Annotated in this window: 16 protein-coding genes and 1 pseudogene; 10 read left to right on the top strand and 7 right to left on the bottom strand. The window is 64.2% G+C overall.

Annotated features, from left to right (window positions below):
- Positions 1 to 111 precede the first annotated feature (111 nt).
- The 3 genes from J8I35_RS01170 to J8I35_RS01180 form a co-directional block, all read right to left on the bottom strand.
- Positions 112 to 1,269 carry a DUF4382 domain-containing protein gene (locus J8I35_RS01170; protein WP_209924245.1) on the bottom strand — a complete coding sequence of 386 codons (1,158 nt, stop codon included), beginning with the start codon at positions 1,267 to 1,269 and terminating at the stop codon, positions 112 to 114.
- Between the two features lie 300 nt (positions 1,270 to 1,569).
- On the bottom strand, positions 1,570 to 2,466 hold the full coding sequence (locus tag J8I35_RS01175) for an oxidoreductase (RefSeq protein WP_124630091.1): 897 nt from the start codon (positions 2,464 to 2,466) through the stop codon (positions 1,570 to 1,572).
- Positions 2,453 to 3,682 carry an MFS transporter gene (locus J8I35_RS01180; RefSeq protein ID WP_209924246.1) on the bottom strand — a complete coding sequence of 410 codons (1,230 nt, stop codon included), beginning with the start codon at positions 3,680 to 3,682 and terminating at the stop codon, positions 2,453 to 2,455. The genes J8I35_RS01175 and J8I35_RS01180 overlap by 14 nt, the downstream gene beginning before the upstream one ends.
- A gap of 138 nt (positions 3,683 to 3,820) precedes the next feature.
- Here J8I35_RS01180 and gcvA point away from each other — a divergent pair, with 138 nt between their 5' ends.
- Positions 3,821 to 4,753 (top strand): transcriptional regulator GcvA, encoded by a 933-nt coding sequence (gene gcvA, locus J8I35_RS01185; protein ID WP_050013506.1) that lies wholly within the window; start codon positions 3,821 to 3,823, stop codon positions 4,751 to 4,753.
- Between the two features lie 73 nt (positions 4,754 to 4,826).
- Here the strand turns inward: gcvA and J8I35_RS01190 are convergent, their stop codons facing one another.
- Together J8I35_RS01190 and J8I35_RS01195 are read right to left on the bottom strand one after the other, a co-directional pair.
- Positions 4,827 to 5,993: a porin gene (locus tag J8I35_RS01190; protein WP_050013642.1), complete on the bottom strand. Its 1,167-nt coding sequence runs from the start codon at positions 5,991 to 5,993 to the stop codon at positions 4,827 to 4,829.
- A 741-nt stretch (positions 5,994 to 6,734) separates the two neighbouring features.
- Positions 6,735 to 7,199 (bottom strand): GNAT family N-acetyltransferase, encoded by a 465-nt coding sequence (locus tag J8I35_RS01195; protein WP_209924486.1) that lies wholly within the window; start codon positions 7,197 to 7,199, stop codon positions 6,735 to 6,737.
- A gap of 149 nt (positions 7,200 to 7,348) precedes the next feature.
- Here J8I35_RS01195 and J8I35_RS01200 point away from each other — a divergent pair, with 149 nt between their 5' ends.
- From J8I35_RS01200 to J8I35_RS01225, 6 genes and pseudogenes are all read left to right on the top strand, one after another.
- Positions 7,349 to 8,011 carry a GntR family transcriptional regulator gene (locus J8I35_RS01200; protein ID WP_050013504.1) on the top strand — a complete coding sequence of 221 codons (663 nt, stop codon included), beginning with the start codon at positions 7,349 to 7,351 and terminating at the stop codon, positions 8,009 to 8,011.
- A complete protein-coding gene (locus tag J8I35_RS01205) occupies positions 7,995 to 9,233 on the top strand; it encodes a dicarboxylate/amino acid:cation symporter (protein ID WP_209924247.1) in 1,239 nt (412 codons plus the stop codon). Before J8I35_RS01200 ends, J8I35_RS01205 begins: the two co-directional genes overlap by 17 nt.
- A 169-nt stretch (positions 9,234 to 9,402) precedes the next feature.
- Complete coding sequence (locus J8I35_RS01210) at positions 9,403 to 9,807, top strand: hypothetical protein (protein ID WP_124592639.1); 405 nt, start codon at positions 9,403 to 9,405, stop codon at positions 9,805 to 9,807.
- A gap of 319 nt (positions 9,808 to 10,126) precedes the next feature.
- Positions 10,127 to 10,354: pseudogene (locus J8I35_RS01215) on the top strand (GNAT family N-acetyltransferase); the annotation flags it as partial.
- A gap of 121 nt (positions 10,355 to 10,475) precedes the next feature.
- Positions 10,476 to 11,888: an HD domain-containing phosphohydrolase gene (locus tag J8I35_RS01220; RefSeq protein ID WP_209924248.1), complete on the top strand. Its 1,413-nt coding sequence runs from the start codon at positions 10,476 to 10,478 to the stop codon at positions 11,886 to 11,888.
- A gap of 83 nt (positions 11,889 to 11,971) precedes the next feature.
- The gene (locus J8I35_RS01225) at positions 11,972 to 13,741 is read left to right on the top strand and encodes a histidine kinase (protein WP_209924249.1); all 1,770 of its coding nucleotides are present in this window, start codon (positions 11,972 to 11,974) and stop codon (positions 13,739 to 13,741) included.
- A gap of 33 nt (positions 13,742 to 13,774) precedes the next feature.
- On the opposite strand, the gene J8I35_RS01230 is transcribed toward J8I35_RS01225, so the two are convergent.
- Positions 13,775 to 14,881 carry a PHB depolymerase family esterase gene (locus J8I35_RS01230; RefSeq protein ID WP_209924250.1) on the bottom strand — a complete coding sequence of 369 codons (1,107 nt, stop codon included), beginning with the start codon at positions 14,879 to 14,881 and terminating at the stop codon, positions 13,775 to 13,777.
- 286 nt (positions 14,882 to 15,167) lie between these two features.
- Between J8I35_RS01230 and J8I35_RS01235 the strand changes: the two genes are divergently transcribed.
- On the top strand, positions 15,168 to 16,292 hold the full coding sequence (locus J8I35_RS01235; protein ID WP_209924251.1) for a sensor histidine kinase: 1,125 nt from the start codon (positions 15,168 to 15,170) through the stop codon (positions 16,290 to 16,292).
- Between the two features lie 313 nt (positions 16,293 to 16,605).
- Here J8I35_RS01235 and J8I35_RS01240 read toward each other — a convergent pair whose 3' ends face one another.
- A complete protein-coding gene (locus J8I35_RS01240; RefSeq protein WP_124637496.1) occupies positions 16,606 to 17,271 on the bottom strand; it encodes a hypothetical protein in 666 nt (221 codons plus the stop codon).
- A 368-nt stretch (positions 17,272 to 17,639) separates the two neighbouring features.
- Here J8I35_RS01240 and J8I35_RS01245 point away from each other — a divergent pair, with 368 nt between their 5' ends.
- Together J8I35_RS01245 and J8I35_RS01250 are read left to right on the top strand one after the other, a co-directional pair.
- Positions 17,640 to 18,047, top strand: coding sequence for a hypothetical protein (locus tag J8I35_RS01245; protein WP_185722554.1), 408 nt, complete (start codon positions 17,640 to 17,642; stop codon positions 18,045 to 18,047).
- Entirely contained in the window at positions 18,044 to 18,523 is a 480-nt protein-coding gene (locus J8I35_RS01250) for an NlpC/P60 family protein (protein WP_185722556.1), read from the top strand. The genes J8I35_RS01245 and J8I35_RS01250 overlap by 4 nt, the downstream gene beginning before the upstream one ends.
- The last annotated feature ends 18 nt before the right edge of the window (positions 18,524 to 18,541 follow it).

Genomic DNA, 18,541 nt, shown 5'->3' on the forward strand with positions numbered 1-18,541 from the left:
GCGCGCCCACCATGCTCGCCGCTGCGAGCACTGCGATCACCCCTTTTTTCACTTCGTTCTCCCGTTGGTAGGAAAGGGCCGTTCGGCCCTTTCGATGATGCGGTCAGCGCGTCAGAAACTGAAGTTGACGTTGGACTGACTGGTCGTTGCGTTCACGTTGGCCGACTGGGTCGCGCCCGATGTCGCGTCGGCCTCGATCGTGTATTGGCCTGCGGCGGCCGGCGCCGCGGCCAGCGTGACCGGCAGCGAGCCCGAGTAGGTGCCGACGATCGGTGCAGCCACAGGCACGGACAGCGCATAGGCGCCGGTGTCCATGTTCGCGTTGATCGACGTGATCTCGTAGGCGTGCGCGTCGATCGTCTGCAGCGCGCGCACGAAGGCGTTCGCGCTTGCGGTGACCGTACCGCTGACGGTGCTCATCGTCGAGGCCGGCAGCGTGATCGGTGCGGCGGACGCCGACACCGCCGTGGTCGCGTTCACGACCACCGGAACCGAGCGGACGATGCCCGACGCGAAGTTGTTCTGCACGATCACGACATCGTAGTTGCCCTGCGTCGAGCTCTGGATCAGCGGCGACAGCACGAACTTCCCGGAGCTGTCGGCCACCGTGCCGCGGACGACCTTGCCGCCTTGTTCGGCATAGACGGTCGCGCCGGCTTCGGCGGAGGCGACGTAACCGGAGATCGCGCCGCTCACGACGGTCGGGATCGCGGTGACGACGGGTTTCAGCGCGTACGAGCCGTTGCCGCGCTGGACGATCGACTTGCATGCGTTGAAGTCGAGCACGAGATCGACGAGGGTGTTGGGCTGGACCGTGAACGGCTGGATGATCTTGTAACCGCTTTGCGTCGCGCTCGGCGTGGCGAGCGCCTGTTCGGTGCCGCCGGTCGGGACGACCGAGTTGGCGAGGGTGTTGCCTTGGTTCTGCGCGAGCACGAGCCGGACTTGCTGATACTGGCCGGCCGGCAGCGCGGTCTGGCCGAGATCGGCGAGCACGCCGTTGGTCAGCGACAGCAGGTCGATCTTCTGCGGCGTCGCGAGGGACACGGTCGACCAGCCGGCGTCGTTGTCATTGGCGTTCGCGTTGGCGTTGACGCGGACTTGCGAGACGGTGACGTACACGTGGTCGAAGCCGCACGATGGCGCATCCGTCATCGCGACGTGCAGCGTACCGGTTTGCGTGCCGCCACCGTCGTCGCCGCCGCCGCAACCGGCGAGAATGAATGGTACGAAGGCAGCGCACAGGGCGCTCTTGATCATGTTGTTCATATGTCACCCCCAGTGGGATCGTTATTGTGGGTGACGGAAGAATAGCCCGGCCGTAGCTCACTATCTGGGCATATTTGAAACGAACGGTAAGTATTTGTTAGGTCGGTCAGTTTTTTCCGGGATTGATGTCGCAGCGGCGCGCGCCGGGGGTGGCGAGGGGCGATTGCTTCCTGCGGAGGCGGGAGCCGGCTCTTTTGTCAGACGTTAGCAGCGCCGCGGTGGCATGTGCCATCGACGTCGTGTCCAGCGCGGATTCGGGCGGCTCGGCTGGATCGCCCGTTCCCCGCTCTGGGCGAGGCATTAGCCCGGACCATCGCTCGCGGCCGCGAGAAGCGGCACGACCAGATCGCTGATCGGCGTCGGAATGCCGTGCGTGCGTCCGTATCGCTGCACGACGCCATTCCGGCAGTCCCATTCGAGCGGACGGTTGCCTTGCCGGTCGGCAAGAATCGACGTTCCCAAATCGGGCGGAAAGCCGTGGAATCCATCGACGATCTCCTGCGGCACTTCATCGCCGAGCTTCGCCCCCTCCGCACGCGCGACCTCGAGACATTCCCGCAAGTACGCGAGCGACAGGTCGGTGATGTCGCTTCGCGCGAACATGCCGGCGCGGCGACCGGTCAGTACCATCAGCCCCGCCACCGCGTTCTGCAACAGCTTGCGCCACGCGAGCGAGATGAAATCCTCCGCCACCTCGGGCGAGCATCGCGTGCCGCGCAAAGCCGAAACCACCACGTCGCTCGCGGGCGTATCGGGCAGCGTGAGCCGAGGCTTGCCGCGCAGCCACACCGACGTGCCCGATTCGCGTTGCGCGGGAAACCAGACGATCGACGGCACGATCGTGGCGCCGGCCGCATACGGCGCGAAGGCGGCTTTCTGCTCGACGCCGTTTTGCAGCACGCAGACGACGGTATTCGTATCGCATAGCGCGGAGACCCACGGTGCCGCACTCGGTATCTGCGTCGACTTGACCGCAACGAATACGAGGTCGAACCTTTGATTGACGGCTTGCGGATCGGTCAGCACGGGCCCGGGCACGACGATCTCGCCGCCGTCGAAGCGCAACGTCAACTGCTCGTGCGCCGAGCGGCCGCAGATCACTGGCGTGCGGCCGGCTTCGTGAAGGGCCGCGGCGACGGTCGTTCCGATTGCACCGGGACCGACGAGAGCGACGCGCGGATAGTCAGGCTTCGTCATGGCGTTCATCCTGTGAGTGGTCTGTCAGATGCGAGCGCAGTGCGAGAGCGAGCGGAAAAATCGCCAGCGCGGTCAACGCGGTCGCATACGTGGCGCCGTGCACACCGATCCGGTCGCCGAGGAAACCGTAGAGGACGGGCGATAACGCGCCTGATGCGATCGTCCCGGTATAGAAAATCGCGAATGCGCGCTCGGTGCGCTCGGGCGCGGACATCTCCGGGACGGTTCCGTACAGCACCGACGACGTGCCGTTGAGCATCATGCCCAGGATCGGCAGCAGCACCATGGTAAGCGTCAACGGAAGATAGATCACCGCGACGATGCACGCGGCCGTACCGCCCTCGGTGAGCAGCACCGTCCTCACCGTCCCCATCCGCGCGCCGAGCCAGCCGCACATGAATTTGCCGGCCGCACCGCCAATGAAAACGAGTGCAAGCGCCGTTCCCAGCAGTTGCGGAGAAACGCCCTTTGCCTTCAGCAGGAAAGGCAGGAAGGTAAGCAGTCCCATGCGTACGGCCGTATCGAGCACGCCGATGGAAAACAGCGCGGAGAATCCGCCTCTCCCTGTGCCACTGCGTCGAGCGTGCGCTTGCTCTTTTGCCGTCGTCTGCGCGGCGGCGCGCGGCACGGCGGGAAACCACAGCGCGATGCCGGCGGCCACGACGCAGCCCAGCCCGGCGACGATCCATAGCGCATGACGCCACGGCATCATGGTGACGAGCAGCGAAATGGCGGCCGGCAGCGCGGATTTCCCCAGATCGCCGGAAAAGTTGTAGATGCTCAGCGGACCTCTCGCGTCGCGCCCATAGACGCGGGAGACGGCGCCCGACGCGATCGGATGCTGCGTGCTGGAGCCGACGCCCGAGATCGCGAGCGCGACGCCCAGCCCGAGCAGGCCGCCGGACATGCCCGCGATCGCATAGCCGAGCGCGGCGAGCAGCGTACCGATTGCGAGCGTCGCGCCGCTGCCCAGACGTTGCGCGACACGCCCCGCGGACAACTGCAGCGTTGCCATCGTGCCCGCATAGACGCCGCGCAGGATAGCCAGGGCCGCGAAGTCGAGCCCGAATTCCGACTGCCACACGGGTAGCAGCGCGTAGATCATGTCCGTATAGCCGTCGTGTATGGCGTGCGCAACGCAGGAGAGCCACAGCACGCGCGGCCTCGACGGTGCAGTCTCTCGCGCGACGGGCGGGGAAAAAACGGGCAAGCGCATTGTCATTCTCTCCGTACGAGCGATGCATGGAAGGCGCTCGCGGTGTGGTTTTCAGGCTCGACGTGGCAATTTTATGACCGGGATGTCAGGCATTTCAATTGAGCTAAAATCCCGTCAACAGAGAGAAAAAGTCACGTCATGGACGAAAGCCGAGGTGCTTCGACGCACCGGGACGAACTCCCCCCGCTCAATGCGCTGCGCGCTTTCGATGCGGTTGCGCGGCACGGCAGCTTCGCCGGCGCCGCGGCGGAACTGCACGTCACCCATTGGGCTGTCGGAAAACAGATCCGGTTGCTGGAGGACTGGTTCGGCCTGCCGTTGTTCGATCGTCGTCCGCGTGGCGTCGTGCTCACCGACGAAGGGGCCGCGTTGCTGAGCGACGTCAGCCACGCGTTCGAGCGCCTCGGCACCGCGGTGGTGCGGCTGCGCCACAATCCGTTCGCGCACCGGATATCGGGCGTCGTGCGGGTGAACGTGCCGATGAGCTTTGCGCTGTGCTGGCTGCTGCCGCGGCTCGCCGATTTCCATGCGCGGTACCCCGACATCGACGTCAGGGTGTCGACGACGTCGCGCAAGCTGCGCTATGTCGCCGATGCGTTCGATATCGGCGTTCGCTCCGGTCCCGAGCAAGGCGCGGGCGTCGTCTCGCGTTCGTTGATGCCCGACCCGCGCGTGCCGGCTTGCAATCCCGCCTTGCTGCGCCAGCATCCGATACAGAGCGTGACCGACCTGCGTCATCACACGCTGCTGCATTCGGCCACGACGCGTTCCGCGTGGTCGCACTGGTTGAAGGAAGCGGGTGCGCCCGATCTGCGCGCCGCGCGCCACGTCGAATTCGATCACGTGAATCTTCAGCTGGGCGCGGCGATCGAGGGACTCGGCGTGGCGTTGGCATCGCTGCCGCTGATCGGGCGCGATCTTGCCGAAGGGCGCCTCGTGTGTCCCATCGCATCGCCCGTCTGGCGTGCCGACGACTACATGCTGGTGACGAACGCCGATCGCGCCGACGATGCGGCCGTGTCCGCGTTCGAGGCGTGGATGGAAGGCATGGCGAGTCAGGAGGGCGGCTAGGTTCGCCGATCAGGCCGGGCGAGGTACGACACCGGAGCCATGCCGCCACTGCTCCGGTGTCGCGAGTCGGCGATCAGAAGCCGTGGAACATGCCGATGTTGACCTGAACCTGGTTGCCGCCCGACGACGTGTTGCCGAAGTCGGCAGCGGAAGCCTGCGCACCCTTCGCATGCACGTAGGCGCCCATCGCATACAGCGCGGTACTCTTCGACAGCGAGTACGTCGCACCCAGCGACACCTGGTTGATCGAGGCCATCGTGCGACCCTCGGCCGCTTGCGTGGGCGTGGCTGCGGAACCGTAGACATACGTGTAGCCGGTCGCCAGCGACAGCGCCGGCGTGACGCGGTACTGCAGCAGCGCACCGAGCACGTTGAAGTGGATTGACGGCTGGCCATCGTTGCCCTTGTACTGGGCGTTCGAGTAGCGCAGCCCGGCCGTGTACGGACCGACCTCGTATTGCGCGGCGACTTGCGCGATGCCCGCGCTCTTGAACGCATTGCCGCCGTTGTAGCCCGAACTCGGATAGCCGAGCGCGCCGCCGAAACTCGGTTGTGCGGTTGCGTTCACCCATCCGTTCTCGCCCTGGTTGGCCGCACGGAAGTAGCCGCCGGCGACCGTCAGGCCACCTTGAGCGTAGGTCGCGGCCGCCGACCACGATTGCCCCGAACCCGTTGCACCGGCCACGCCGCCGAACGAGTACGCGGCTTCGGCCTGGAAGCCGTGGATGATCGGCGAAATGTACTTCACCGCGTTGTTCTGGTTCGTCGTGTTGTCGTTGTTGTCGACGTCGCCCGGCGTCGAGAAGGTCGACGCCGAAATGGCGTCGCCCGTCAGGACCTGAACCATTTCCGTCACGGCGTCGAGCTGGCGCCCCATGCGCAACGCGCCGTACTGATTGGACGCGAGGCCCACGTACGCCTGGCGGTTGAACAGCGAACGCGTGTTACCGATCGGCCCCTGGCCGCCGATGCCGCCCGTCCCGATGTTGAAACCATTCTCGATCTTGAATACCGCCTGCAGGCCGCCGCCGAGATCCTCCTGGCCTCTGAGGCCCCACTTGTTCGAACCCGAGGCGCCGCCATCGAGGCCGTACCGACTGTGGCCATTGATGTTCGACGTGTAACCGATACCTGCATCGAGCATGCCGTACAGGGTGATCGACGACTGTGCCATTGCTGCCGACGATGCTGCGAAGGCGGCAACAGCGATAACGCTGATGTTGATTTTTTTGTTTTTCATCTGCATTTCACTGTCAGGAGTAGTTTCGGGATGGGGTGAAACGGCTTTCGTCGTATCCGGATGCAGCGGGCGGCGCATGGCCTGCGCGTCGTTTCGGTCGCGACGGCCGGCGTCATGTTCGCCACATCGTCATGCCGGATCGGCTCACTTCGTGATCCTTACAATTTCCCTTGCTCGGTTGTCGCATCGGTCGTCCTTGCGGACTGGCCAGGCGTCCGGTTCAGCCGCCGGCGACGGGCGCCGATACGGCCTGGCCGCACTTTGCAAGTGGAAGGACCATATCAGGAACATAAATGCCGGTCAAAATTTGTTTGATATAAGTTAATCTCGTCTGATCGTCGGGCGCCTTACGGGATTTCCCCTATAAGAACCGGCACGAAGGCGACGTGTTATCGAGATCCGCGCCATCGCGCTGACGATCTCGACCACGGCAAGCGAATTCAGGTGGGGTGGGGGAGGGAATAATCGGCTTGAAGGGCTGGCACGACGGGCAACGATCATGCAGTCCCGGTTGTAATCGTTCTATTTATTCCCGGGTTGCAATAATCGAAACAGAGAAGGCGATTGTTGAATGTCGGTGCGATTGGCCGCAAGCGGGTTTTCCGCGTGTCGCTGAGCGGCGGATAGTTTTACGCGGGCGAACCGGCTCATGCGGACGCCGGACGAACCGGTTTTCCGGGTCGGCAGCCAGCGCCTGACCTCGGCGTCCGATTCCAATCGAACGTCAATCTCGGACGAAACTCAGTATTCGATCCGGCGTTGCATTAAATAGAATTTCATGTCGTCGCGGCCATGCATTGAAATCGGTATCGGGTCCCGCTCAAAGCCGAGCATTTCATAGAACGGGTATGCCGATTCGCGCGCCGTGCACCAGAGCAGCACGCCGCGCTGTTCGCGCACATGGCGAATGGACAGATTGACCAGCAGGCGTCCGAATCCCAGGCCGCGTACCGACGGATCGACGGCCATGCCGCGAAGGCGCCACATTTCAGTGTTCAAAGCGCCGGATTGTGCTTCTTTACACACCGATGCCACCGCAACGATCCTGTCGTTGTCACGAACGGCAAAGTGCATCGTCGTTGGGGCGTGATCTCCGTGTAGCGCGCTTCCCTCTTCATCTCCCGCCATCAGGATGGCGGCCCTGAGGGGATAGGTTTCTTCCGCACGGACGGCACAGATGGTAAAGCGCACATCTTGTGAAATCATATAATTATCGGCTCTCTTCGTAACGCGGATTTTCTTCCAATTCTCTTTCGACATACCCACTCGCAAAATTAGCAGTTGCCGGGCATGGCGAGTAAGGGTAATTTCCTACCTGTTTTGTTTTTTGAATCATACGCTAACTGCGATCACAGATGACGTTGAAAGTATCGACAGATGCAGAACTGGCCTACGACGAGATCCGATCGCGGATCTTTGACGGCCGTCTTGCGCCTGGGCAGAAAGTATCTCACCGAGGCCTGTCGGACGAACTGGGTTTCGGCCAGATGCCGGTGCGCAGCGCATTGCATTTGCTCGAATCCGAAGGGCTGGTCGTCGTGATCGAAAAGAGCGGCACCTATGTCGCGTCGCCGACGACCAGCGATCTTCGCGAAATTTTTGAAATGCGGCTGGCCCTCGAGAGTACCGCAGCGTTTCTCGCAGCGAAGTCCGGCGTAACGGCAGGCCTTCGCGAGGCCGCGGCAAAAATGCGGGAACTGATCGACCGGGACGTCGCGGACATCATGCTCGAGCAACGTATCGGTTGGGTGTTTCATCAAGAGTTGTTTGCTGCCGCACGGAACGTCCGGATCTCGTCGGCGTATGGTTTATTGCGGGCCCAGACCCTGGCCCTGAACGAACTCCCGCGTGGCGACGCGGAAACCGTTCGGCGCGGCACGATCGAGCACCTGCACATCTTTCACGCAATCGAAGCGAACGACGGCGAGCTTGCGCGTCAGCATATGTGGAATCACATCGTTGACGGCACGCCGGCACGGATAAAACTGCTAAAGGCACGGCATGAACACGAAAAATAAAGGGCTTTCCCTCCCGATGCAAATGTTTGGCGGACTGGTGCTGGGCGTCGCTTGCGGCGTGTTTGCGCCGGGCTTCGCCGCGAAGCTGGGCTTTCTCGGCACGATATTCGGCCACGCGATCAAGATGGTCGTCATGCCGTTGATCTTCCTGTCGGTCACGGTCGGGGTCTTCCGTGCGGGCCGGCTTCGCGAGCGGCTTGGCAAGGTCGCCCTGTCCAGTATCGCCTTCTTCATTTTGATGACGGGCCTGGCTGCATCGTGCGGCCTGCTGCTCAACTTTGCATTTCGACCGGGTCTCGGCGCGAGCCTGACTCACTCCGGATCGATGCCCGCCGCGCTTGCTTCCAGCATCGACTGGACGAAATTCCTCGTCGATTTGATCCCCGCCAACATCGTCGCTGCGCTTGCTGCGGGGAATTCGCTCCCGGTGCTCGTTTTCGGCGTCATTTTCGGCGCCGCATTGTCGGCCGCCCCGGAGCGGGCCGAGCCTGCGATTGCCGTTTTCGAGGCGCTGCTGTCGGGGCTGTTCAAGATGATCCAGTGGGTGATCGCATGGTCGCCGCTCGCGATCTTCGCCGCGATCGCGCAGTTGTTGGCAGCCAAGGGCTTCACGGGCGCGCACTCGCTCATCGAGCTGCTGGGCGTGGCCTATCTCGGCATGGCGATTCTGGCGGTCGTGCTGACCATCGTCATTCGCGTCGCCGGTCAGTCGCCGCTCGCCGTGCTCAGGAAGGTGAAGGAGCCGCTGATCCTGGGGTTCACGACGCGTTCGTCCGAAATTACCTATCCGTTGCACCTGAAGAAGCTGGTTGAACTGGGCGTGCCCTATGGCGTGGCGTCCACGATCTTGCCGCTCGCCTATATTTTCAATCGCGACGGCGCGGTGCTCTACACGGCCCTCGCGGTCGGGTATCTGGCCGACGCCTATCACCTCGTCTGGTCCTGGCCGCTGGTGATCACGATTCTGATCTTGACGATCGTCACCATCGACGGAGCAGCCAACGTGCCGTCCGGCGCGATCGTCGCGATCACCATCGTTCTCACGTCGATCGGATTGCCGGCCGATGCGGTGCTGCTGCTGTTGGGCGTCGACGCGTTTTTCGACATGGGAAGAACCGCGCTCAACGTCTACGGGAGCACGGCGGCCGCGGCCGTGGCGGTGAAGCTTTCCGGTTCGGAGAGTACGGCCGCGGAAACCGTGGCGGGCCGGGCAAGCGTGTAGGGGCTCCGGAAGCGACGGGCGGTGCGCGTTTCCATGTTGCGCCCGCCTGTTGCAACGCGCTGGCGTACCGCCACTCGCGCATCCAGGCACGGCGAGGATAGGGCATTGGATGAGCGCGTGTCTTTATCGAGTTACAGTTAGTAGAACGGCGTATCGTTGCAGGAGAAACATGATGATTGGTTCAGAATCCGCAGATTTTTTCATGCTGCGTTTGGGCACGCCGCATCCGTCGTGGACATTCACCGATGACAGCAACATGATCGGCATTGTCGATTGCGACGGGGTGGTGAGCGCCATGTTCGAGCTGGATCGCAACCAGGTCGCACAGATCAGAGGGCTGGGCCAATCGGTGGAGAGAATCCGGTGTACTTGCGAGCGCGCTGGCCGGGAGCTGCACTTTTATCTCCATGGCAGACAGGTGTCTCAAGGACTGTGGGCCGGCGTCGCGTCGGCCGATCCCGACTATCTGCCGACCGATGCGATGATCGCGACATGGGAAGGGCCGAATGCCGACGATGCGTTCGAGCTTGCGGGCGTGAACGCTCGCGTGGCAGCATCCGTGAGCTTGGCCTAAACTGCGATCACAGATTGTTGCGCGGGGTCGGGCCGGGCGTCCCGATCTTTGGGGCAGGTCGTTTGCCGTCTCCGTCCGTTTGTACACGTACGCCGGTCAATGTATGCGGTTCTGGCACACTCAACCTCGGATCGCCAGAACCTTTTGCTGGCCAGCTTACTGGCCAGCGTTTTTTATTCCTTGAGCCGATCGCATCGGCTCGCTTGCTTCGCGCTCGCCGATCGACGAGAGGTGTGCCGCCGAAGTCCGTGTTGAGCGAAGATGTCCGGAGTCAGTTCATGCAAGCGCAAGGCATCGAGGCGCGCTGAAGCGATCACGCGTCCTCGATGTCCGGTGGCCCGTGCCCGCGCATCAGCGCAAAGGCATCGGCGCCGCCGTGCTGCGCGCGATCCTGGCCGACGCCGACGAACATCGAATGACCGTTCGCGTCGGCGCTTTGCGCGGCAGCGATTCGAACCGCTTCTACGAACGGCACGGCTTCGTGCGAACCGACGAAGCGGAATGGGACATCACCTACCGCCGCGAACCGGGCGCGGCAACGACGTAGCACTCGCGTGATGCATTCCGGTCGAAATCGACACGCACGCATTAGCGTTTTCACCAATGTGGAAAACGCGGCACCGGCCGATGTTGCAGAGAGGGCGTAAATAATGGATCCGAGGCCGATTATGACGACATCTGCAACAAACGGCGTGAATGCCGTGCCGCCCGAAACGTCCGACACCGCCGCGGCATCCGGCGACGCGGCGCGCGTACCGTCGATCCTGCTGGTCGACGACGAACCGAACGTGCTGTCCGCGCTCAGGCGCGTGTTCCGGCCCACCGGCTACGACATCGTGACCGCCGACAGCGGCGAGGCCGCGCTCGAGATCCTGGCGTCGACGGAAATCGACCTGATCGTGTCCGACATGCGGATGCCGCGCATGAGCGGCGCGGAATTCCTGGCGCGCGCGCGGGCGCTGTACCCGGACACGATGCGCATTCTGCTGACCGGTTATGCGGAGATCGCGTCGGTCATGCAGGCCGTCAACGAAGGCGGCGTGTATCGCTACCTGAACAAGCCGTGGGACGATCACGACCTGCTGCTGACGATCGAGCACGCGCTGGAGCAGCGCCGTTTGCGCGGCGAAGCGGCCCGGCTGGCGGCGCTGACGGAAGCGCAGAACGAAGCGCTGCGCCGTTTCAACACGGATCTCGAAACGCAGGTTCGCGCGCGAACCGAGGAGCTCGGCCAGACGGTGATGTTCCTCGAAGCGGCGCAGCGGGACCTGAAAAGCAGCTTCACGGCGATGGTTCAGGTGTGCGCAAGCATGATCGAGCTGCGCTGCGGGGCCGCGAGCGGGCATGCGATGCGCGTCGGCGAGATCGCGCGCCGGCTCGCGCTCGCCGACGGGATGAGCGAACTGCATGCGCAGGACGTCTATTTCGCGGGGCTGTTGCACGGCATCGGCAAGCTGTCGCTGCCGGACGAATTGCTGCACAAGCCGCTCACGCGGATGACGACGGACGAGCACCGGGTGTTCCAGGAGCATCCGCTGCGCGCGCAGATGGTGCTGACGCCGGTCGCCCAGTTGCACAAGGTCGCGTCGATCGTGCTGCACCAGTACGAGCGCTTCAACGGCCGCGGCACGCCGGATGGGCTGGTCGGCGACGCGATCCCGGTCGGGTCGCGGATCGTCGCGATCGCGCGCGATTTCGAAGGGCTGCGCCACGGCGAAATCGGGGCGCCGCATTCGATCGAGCAGGCGATCGACGTGTTGCACTCGCAAGCAGGCGTGCGTTACGACCCGCAACTGGTCGCACGCTTCGTCGAGTTGATGCGGGATCCGGCGAGCCTCGGCATCGCGGCGTCCGTCGCGGAAATCCAGTCGGCTCAACTGCGCGAAGGAATGGAACTCGCCGACGATCTGCGCACGCATCGCGGCGTGTTGTTGATGACGAAGGGCAGCGTGATGTCCGCGCACCAGATCGAACTCGTGCGCCGCTTCGAAACGCGGGAGGGCACGCCGTTCGACATTCTCGTGCTGGCCCGTCCGGCGGGGCACGCGCACGCCCCCCACCCAGGCGCGCCGCCTGCCTGACGTCGAACGGCGGCCTGATGGCCGCGGTGCGCGCGAGCGCCCGCACCGCGGCGATGCAATCAACCCGTTCCGGGCGTCCGATCATGCATGGCATCTACAACGTTCCGCTCGTCCTGCTGTCGCTCGCGATCGCGACGCTGGCCTCCTATACGACGCTCGACCTCGCCGCGTTCATTTCGCTGCTCGACAATCCGAAGCTCAAGCGCGCGTGGCTGGGCGGTGGCGCGGCGGCGATGGGCACCGGCATCTGGTCGATGCATTTCGTCGGCATGCTCGCGTTTTCGTTGCCGGTGCCGCTCGGCTATGCATGGCAGGAAACCGGCGCCTCGCTGGCGATCGCGGTGCTGGTGTCGTATTTCGCGCTGAACGTCGTCACGCGCGCACGGCTGGGCTGGCGGCGGCTGTGCGCGGGCGGCGTGCTGATGGGCGGCGGGATCGCCGGCATGCATTACACCGGGATGGCCGCGATGCACATGCAGCCCGGCATTCGCTACGATGCGTTGCTGTTCGCCGCGTCGATCGGCATCGCGGTGATCGCGTCGACGGCCGCGCTGTGGATCGCGCAGGCGTTGCGCATGCAGCAGGCACGCTACGCGACCGCGCAGCGCATCGGCGCGGCCGTCATCATGGGCATGGCGATTACCGGCATGCACTACACGGCGATGGCGGCCGCGCATTTCGCGCCGGATGCGCGGTGCGGCGCCGCGAACGACGTCGACGCACCGTGGCTCGCGACGACGGTCGCGTTGTTCACGATGGCGACGCTGGTCGTCACGCTGCTGGTGTGCCGTTTCGATGCGCGCACAACGTTCCTGCGCGGGATGACCGACACGCTGGAGCGACTCGTGCGGTTGCGAACCGGCGAACTTGAACGCGCACTGCATCGCTACGAGCAGACGACGCAGATGCTGCAACGTACGCGCGAGAACATGGCGACCGAGATCGACGAACGCAAGGCCGCGCACGCGCTGCTCGAACAGGAGAAGGACGAACAGCGGCGCCTGCTGCATGCGCTCGAGGAAACGCACGAGCAATTGCTGCAGTCGGAAAAGCTCGCGTCGATCGGGCAGCTCGCGGCCGGTGTCGCGCACGAGATCAACAATCCGATCGGCTTCGTCAGCGCGAACCTCAATACGCTGAAGACGTGGGTGCGCAGCCTGCTCGACGTGGTCGCGGCGCATGAGGCCACGCTGCCGCAGCTCGATCCGGCCACCCGTGACGCGCTGACGGCCGTGCACCGTGTCGCGGATCTCGACTACGTCCGCGACGAGATCGCGATGCTGATCGACGAATCGATCGACGGCGCGCTGCGCGTGCGGCGCATCGTGCAGGATTTGCGCGATTTCTCGCGCCCGGCCAGCGACGAATGGAGCGTGGTCGATCTGCATGCGGGCCTCGAGAGCACGCTCAACGTCGTCCACAACGAGCTCAAGTACAAGGCCGACATCGTGCGCGATTACGGCGACGTCCCGCACGTCGAATGCTTGCCGTCGCAGTTGAACCAGGTGTTCATGAACCTGCTGGTCAACGCGGCGCAGGCGATTCCGGAGCGCGGCGTGATCACGATCCGTACGTCGAGCGACGGCGACCAGGTATCGATCGCGATCAGCGACACCGGCGCCGGCATGACGCCCGACGTCGTCCGGCGGATCTTCGATCCGTTCTTCACCACGAAACCGGTCGGGCAGGGCACGGGGCTCGGGCTGTCGGTATCGCACGGCATCGTCGAGCGTCATCGCGGCACCATCGACGTGACCAGCGAGCCGGGACGCGGCACGACCTTCCGGATACGGTTGCCGGTTCGGCGTGCCGGCGATCGTGCGAACGCGGCGGCGTTGGAGCAACGGGCATGACGACGCGATGGCGACGGGCGCGAGCGTCGCGCGTCACGCCAGTCGCTTGCGGCGCTGACGACGAAAGAAATGCCAGAACATCGCGGTCGCGTCCGGGCCGGTGGCGGAATGGAACGGCTCGCCCGGATCGCCGCCGCTCCATGCATGCGGCAGCCCGCGGACGATGCACACCCTGACGACCAGCCGTCCACCCTTCAAATAGTCGACGTAGTCTGCATCGTCGTGCGCGTAGCTGCGTTGTTCGCCGACGCGGATCGCACCGTGTTCGTCGACGAGCCGGTTGAGCCGCGCGAACGCGATGCCGAGCTGCGTCGCGTTCCGGTCGGTCACGACCGTATCGAGCCGACCATGGATGACCAAGGCCGGCATGCCGGGATAGGACGCGACGTCGGCGCACGCGTCGAGCGCGTGAATCGGATCGTCGCGGAGGCCGCGACGCATCAGGCTCATCGCGGCCATCGTCGACGACGGCGGCGCGATGGCCGGCCCGGAGTGCAGGCCGATGGCCGCGAAGCGGTCGGGATACCGGAGCGCCAGCGCCGCGGCGAGCCCCGCGCCGGCGGATAGGCCGGCCACGTAGATCCGGTCGCGATCGAAGCCGTGGCGCTGCGCGATGGCGTCGACCAGCGACGCGACGGACGCGGCTTCCGACTGGGTCGCGTCGCCATGCCAGTGCCAGCAACGGTGCGCATGGGCCGTCTTGGCCTGCTCGGGGAACAGCACGGCGAACCCCGAGCGCTCCGCGAGACGGCAGATGCGCGTGCCCGCGGCGAACGATTCGGCGGTTTGCTTGCAGCCATGCAGCATGACGACGGCCGGCATGCCCGCGGTTGCGGCCGGTGCCGCGGGAAGATACAACGCGTACGCCAGATGGTTCACGAGCCGGCCGGCGCTCGGGCCGGCCGAATGAAACGAGCGGAGCCAGGTGCCGGGCGGCCGGGCCGACGGCGCGCGTGCGATACCCGTCCGTTTGGCGGCGCGGGCGGGGGCGGCCGGCTTGGCGGGCCGTTGAGTGAGCTTGGTGGCGGGTTTTTTGGCGGCCGGCCGCGGCTTGCCGGCGCGCTTCTTCGGACGTGCGCCGGCCGCCGCGGAAAACAGTTCAAGATGTCGCAACCAGAGGCTGGATTTTTTCCTGGGCATGTGCAATCTCGTGCCGGCGGCCGGCCGTGACAGGAAGAGGCGGCCGATCCCACCGTCGGATGGAGGTCGAACGGGCGCGAAGCAAGGTTCGTGCTGCCGGCGTCGCGGCAATTGAAAGGTGTGGCGCCCTGCGGAACCGGAATGACGCGGATCGATTATCGACGATAGTGGCCGCCCGACGTGACGGGCGTGCGAATCGAAGCCCGCTTCGGGCCTCGCCGTCATTCACGTGATATCTTGCGGTTCGACAGAAGCGTCCACCGTTCATTCCGTTGTGAGGGGCGACATGCGTCTTTCCGATTTCATCGTACGGAACATGGAACCGATCCTGGTGCAGTGGGAAGCGTTTGCTGCCACGCTGTTACCGGCCGCGAGGCACATGACCTCGCACGGACTACGCGACCACGCGCGCGAGATCCTGATCGCCGTCGCCAAGGACATCGCGACCCCGCAGACGAGGAAAGCGCAACACGAAAAATCGCTGGGGCGCGCACCCGAGCCGGCGAACGCCAGCGAGACGGCCGCGCAGACGCATGCCGTTTTGCGCGCCCAGCGGGGTTTCAACATCAACCAGTTGGCGGCCGAGTATCGGGCGCTGCGTGCCAGCGTGCTGCGCCTGTGGATCGACGCGTGTCAGCCGGGCCCGGTCGACATGGACGACATGATTCGCTTCAACGAAGCGATCGATCAGGCGCTGGCGGAATCCGTCTCGTTTTTTACCGAACAGGTCGAACAGGCTCGTAACTTGTTTCTCGGCATGCTGAGCCATGACATGCGCACGCCGCTGCAGACGATCCAGCTCACGGCGTCGTATCTTGCCGCGCTCAATGCGGGTGAGGAGGTATCGGAGGCCGCCGCTCGGCTGATCAGAAGCGGTGGTCGCATGCAGGGCCTTCTCGATGATCTCTGCGATTTCAATCGAACCCAGCTCGGGCTGGGCATCAACGTCGTTCCCGGTCCTATCGACCTCGCGCATGTGCTCGTCAATGTGGTGGACGAGCTGCGGGCAGGTCATCCGGATCGCGAAATCACCGTCGATATGCGTGGGGATCTCCGGGGCGAGTGGGACGACCAGCGCATGCAGCAGTTGCTGAGCAATCTGGTGAGCAATGCCGTCAAGTACGGTGCGCGCGATACACCGGTGCGGGTGGTGGCCGCGACGACGGGCGCCGACGTGGTCGTCGAGGTCGGCAACAGCGGGCCGGCGATCGATCCGCGCACGCTCGACCGTATTTTCGATCCGCTCGAGCGCGGGGAGGCTGATCGTTCGCGACGGACGGGGGATGATGCCGGTCTAGGGCTCGGGTTGTTTATCGCCAACGAAATCGCCAAGGCGCATCGCGGCCGGATTGATGCGCGGTCGGATCAGACGGAAACCGTTTTTACGGTGCGGTTGCCGAGGGGCATATGAGGCGGGGAGCGCGGGCAGGGGAATGATTCGCCGGGCTTGCGGTTGGCGGTGTGGCGAGAGGCCGCTATCGGCGAGGAAGCGCCATTCTTCGCGTAAGGGGATCTGACATTCGGGTGTCGGCTTTTCAAGGACTTACCGGCCGCTCGCGTACCAATGATGCGCGTCGTGCGGTCGCCCAAAGCGGATTAACTCGTCTCCGCCAAAAATCGACCAGGTCGCATGTCCGCTTCACTAGAGCGCCATCGGCTGAATTGCTTCCGGGCTGACATTGGTGCGGAACATCGGCCCGACGCCGATATGCTGCTTTGGACACTTACTCGCCGTCAGGCCAACCGGTGGCAGCGGCGATGCTGATCGCGCCAACCTGGCCGGGAAGTTCAGTCATGCGGCGGCTTCCGGGCGCCAGTCTGGCGATGCAATATCCTCCTGGTACCGTTTTTGGGGTCAAACACCAGACCTGACCGTCGGTTCCGACACAGACGCGGATGACCATGCCGGCGCGAGGCGATTTCAGGCAGTTGCGGCAGTTTGCCGATTGACGGCACTCGGCGAAGTGACCGGGGCCGTCCGGGTGAAGCCGCCAAAGGTCTCCTCGCGAGTTGACCGTCCACGCGCATCCGTCCGGTGCGCAAGCAATTTGTGTCGCCGCGATGGGTTCTGGCATCTCGTGCCAACACGTCGCCCCTGCGCCTCGTCTCCGAATCGGCTTTCCCCCCAAGCGTGCAAGGCCCCCCAACAACCACAGCGACTCATCGGGACCTTCACAGACGCCAACCGCGTCGAATTCGAGACCATTGGATTGCAGAATACGACCGTCGTCGCCAATCAAGTCCAGCCGGTGTCCTGCCAGCACCCATACGCCTGACCTTGCTGCAGCAATCGCAGCATGCTGTTCCAACTCGATCACCAGCTTCCAGGAAGCCCCGCCAGCAACGCGCAGCCAGACTCCCCATCTCGCGTGACATTCGTTTCGTGCCATGACCCAGGTCCTACCCTGCGCGGCAACCGTGACCTCCTCGGCATGCCATCCCTTCGGAAGGGACGACTCGGTGATTTTTCCCGTCGCCGTGACACGGAAGACTTCGCCAGAGCAACGAACGGCCCAGAGGAGGGGGTGGGAGGGCGTCCCGGTGAATCGATGTAACTCGTTTGGGGTCTGGCCAGATGAGACGGATTTCATCGAACGCACTCCTGTCGACGCAAGTCGCAGGGTCGCGGTGCCATGCATCACCTGCTCAGGTCGGAGTTGATGGTGCATCTAATAGTAGACAACGCAACGCTACATGGATACGCTCTTTGCGTGTTTCTATCGAGTAGCCACCACACTTATCGCATAAGGGGGCAACGATGGCGGCAGTCCGAATCCGGGGAACGTGGTATCTGTCATTGTCGGTTCACACCGACGACATCAAATCAACGCCGCTACGGGTCGGCGACGCACAATTAGTGGTGCAAACGGCTAATCGGACCGGCATTGGCGGCGAGCTGCACATCGGGGGCGAAAGCCTGGCGGTTGCTGGCAAGATCAAGCCCGGCAGTCCGGCTGTCGTCAGCATTACCGAAGCCGGCGCTGACGGGTTGCTTGTCCAGGACGGCGTGGAAGCCATCCTTTATATCCCGCCATGGTGGCCGAGCGTCAAATACCAGCACGATCTCATTACAGGAACGATGGTCGTGGGGGCGTCGTCGTCGCTCAGAAGCCCACGGCTCGCCCACAAAATCATTCTTGTTTCGGGCGTTCAGCCGTTCGAATGATCGCCTCGATTGCCAGGTACGAGATTCGACTCGCTCACTGGTTGGCGGCTTCGGTTGGCGCCCCGTACAAGTTCGGCGGCCGCGGGCCGACCGGCATCGATTGTTCGAGTCTGTTGATGCGTGCCATTCGCAAGAGCCTGCGGCTCACGGTTGCGCAGCTTCCATGGATGACTGCGGATCAAATGGCGAGAGGCCGCCAAGGCGTTACTGTACAAGCCACGGAGATGGTATCGGCGCAGCGCTGCCTGTTGGCTTTTTTCGACTGGGACGAAGACGGAATCCACGAACATGCCGCGGCGTGCCTGCCGGACGGATCGTGGATCTGGGCGTCTACGTCGGCAGGCAAGGTCATCCGGGTCGATCCTCGATCGACTTCGATTTGGGACCGTCAATGGCGTGAAATTGAGGGGGCGCTGGACGGGCGGCGAAGTACCCTGCGCATGGTCGACTGGCGTGCCTTGGGGGCAATCCGATAATGGAACGAGGATCCGTTC

The sequence above is a fragment of the Burkholderia sp. CpTa8-5 genome (genome assembly GCF_017815045.1).
Lineage (GTDB): Bacteria > Pseudomonadota > Gammaproteobacteria > Burkholderiales > Burkholderiaceae > Burkholderia > Burkholderia sola.

Excerpts from the sequence above, each read along its gene's own strand:
- J8I35_RS01170 (WP_209924245.1), bottom strand. The coding sequence starts at position 1,269 with ATGAACAACATGATCAAGAGCGCCCTGTGCGCTGCCTTCGTACCATTC.
- J8I35_RS01175 (WP_124630091.1), bottom strand. The coding sequence starts at position 2,466 with ATGACGAAGCCTGACTATCCGCGCGTCGCTCTCGTCGGTCCCGGTGCA.
- J8I35_RS01180 (WP_209924246.1), bottom strand. The coding sequence starts at position 3,682 with ATGCGCTTGCCCGTTTTTTCCCCGCCCGTCGCGCGAGAGACTGCACCG.
- gcvA (WP_050013506.1), top strand. The coding sequence starts at position 3,821 with ATGGACGAAAGCCGAGGTGCTTCGACGCACCGGGACGAACTCCCCCCG.
- J8I35_RS01190 (WP_050013642.1), bottom strand. The coding sequence starts at position 5,993 with ATGAAAAACAAAAAAATCAACATCAGCGTTATCGCTGTTGCCGCCTTC.
- J8I35_RS01195 (WP_209924486.1), bottom strand. The coding sequence starts at position 7,199 with ATGATTTCACAAGATGTGCGCTTTACCATCTGTGCCGTCCGTGCGGAA.
- J8I35_RS01200 (WP_050013504.1), top strand. The coding sequence starts at position 7,349 with ATGACGTTGAAAGTATCGACAGATGCAGAACTGGCCTACGACGAGATC.
- J8I35_RS01205 (WP_209924247.1), top strand. The coding sequence starts at position 7,995 with ATGAACACGAAAAATAAAGGGCTTTCCCTCCCGATGCAAATGTTTGGC.
- J8I35_RS01210 (WP_124592639.1), top strand. The coding sequence starts at position 9,403 with ATGATGATTGGTTCAGAATCCGCAGATTTTTTCATGCTGCGTTTGGGC.
- J8I35_RS01220 (WP_209924248.1), top strand. The coding sequence starts at position 10,476 with ATGACGACATCTGCAACAAACGGCGTGAATGCCGTGCCGCCCGAAACG.
- J8I35_RS01225 (WP_209924249.1), top strand. The coding sequence starts at position 11,972 with ATGCATGGCATCTACAACGTTCCGCTCGTCCTGCTGTCGCTCGCGATC.
- J8I35_RS01230 (WP_209924250.1), bottom strand. The coding sequence starts at position 14,881 with ATGCCCAGGAAAAAATCCAGCCTCTGGTTGCGACATCTTGAACTGTTT.
- J8I35_RS01235 (WP_209924251.1), top strand. The coding sequence starts at position 15,168 with ATGCGTCTTTCCGATTTCATCGTACGGAACATGGAACCGATCCTGGTG.
- J8I35_RS01240 (WP_124637496.1), bottom strand. The coding sequence starts at position 17,271 with ATGGCACGAAACGAATGTCACGCGAGATGGGGAGTCTGGCTGCGCGTT.
- J8I35_RS01245 (WP_185722554.1), top strand. The coding sequence starts at position 17,640 with ATGGCGGCAGTCCGAATCCGGGGAACGTGGTATCTGTCATTGTCGGTT.
- J8I35_RS01250 (WP_185722556.1), top strand. The coding sequence starts at position 18,044 with ATGATCGCCTCGATTGCCAGGTACGAGATTCGACTCGCTCACTGGTTG.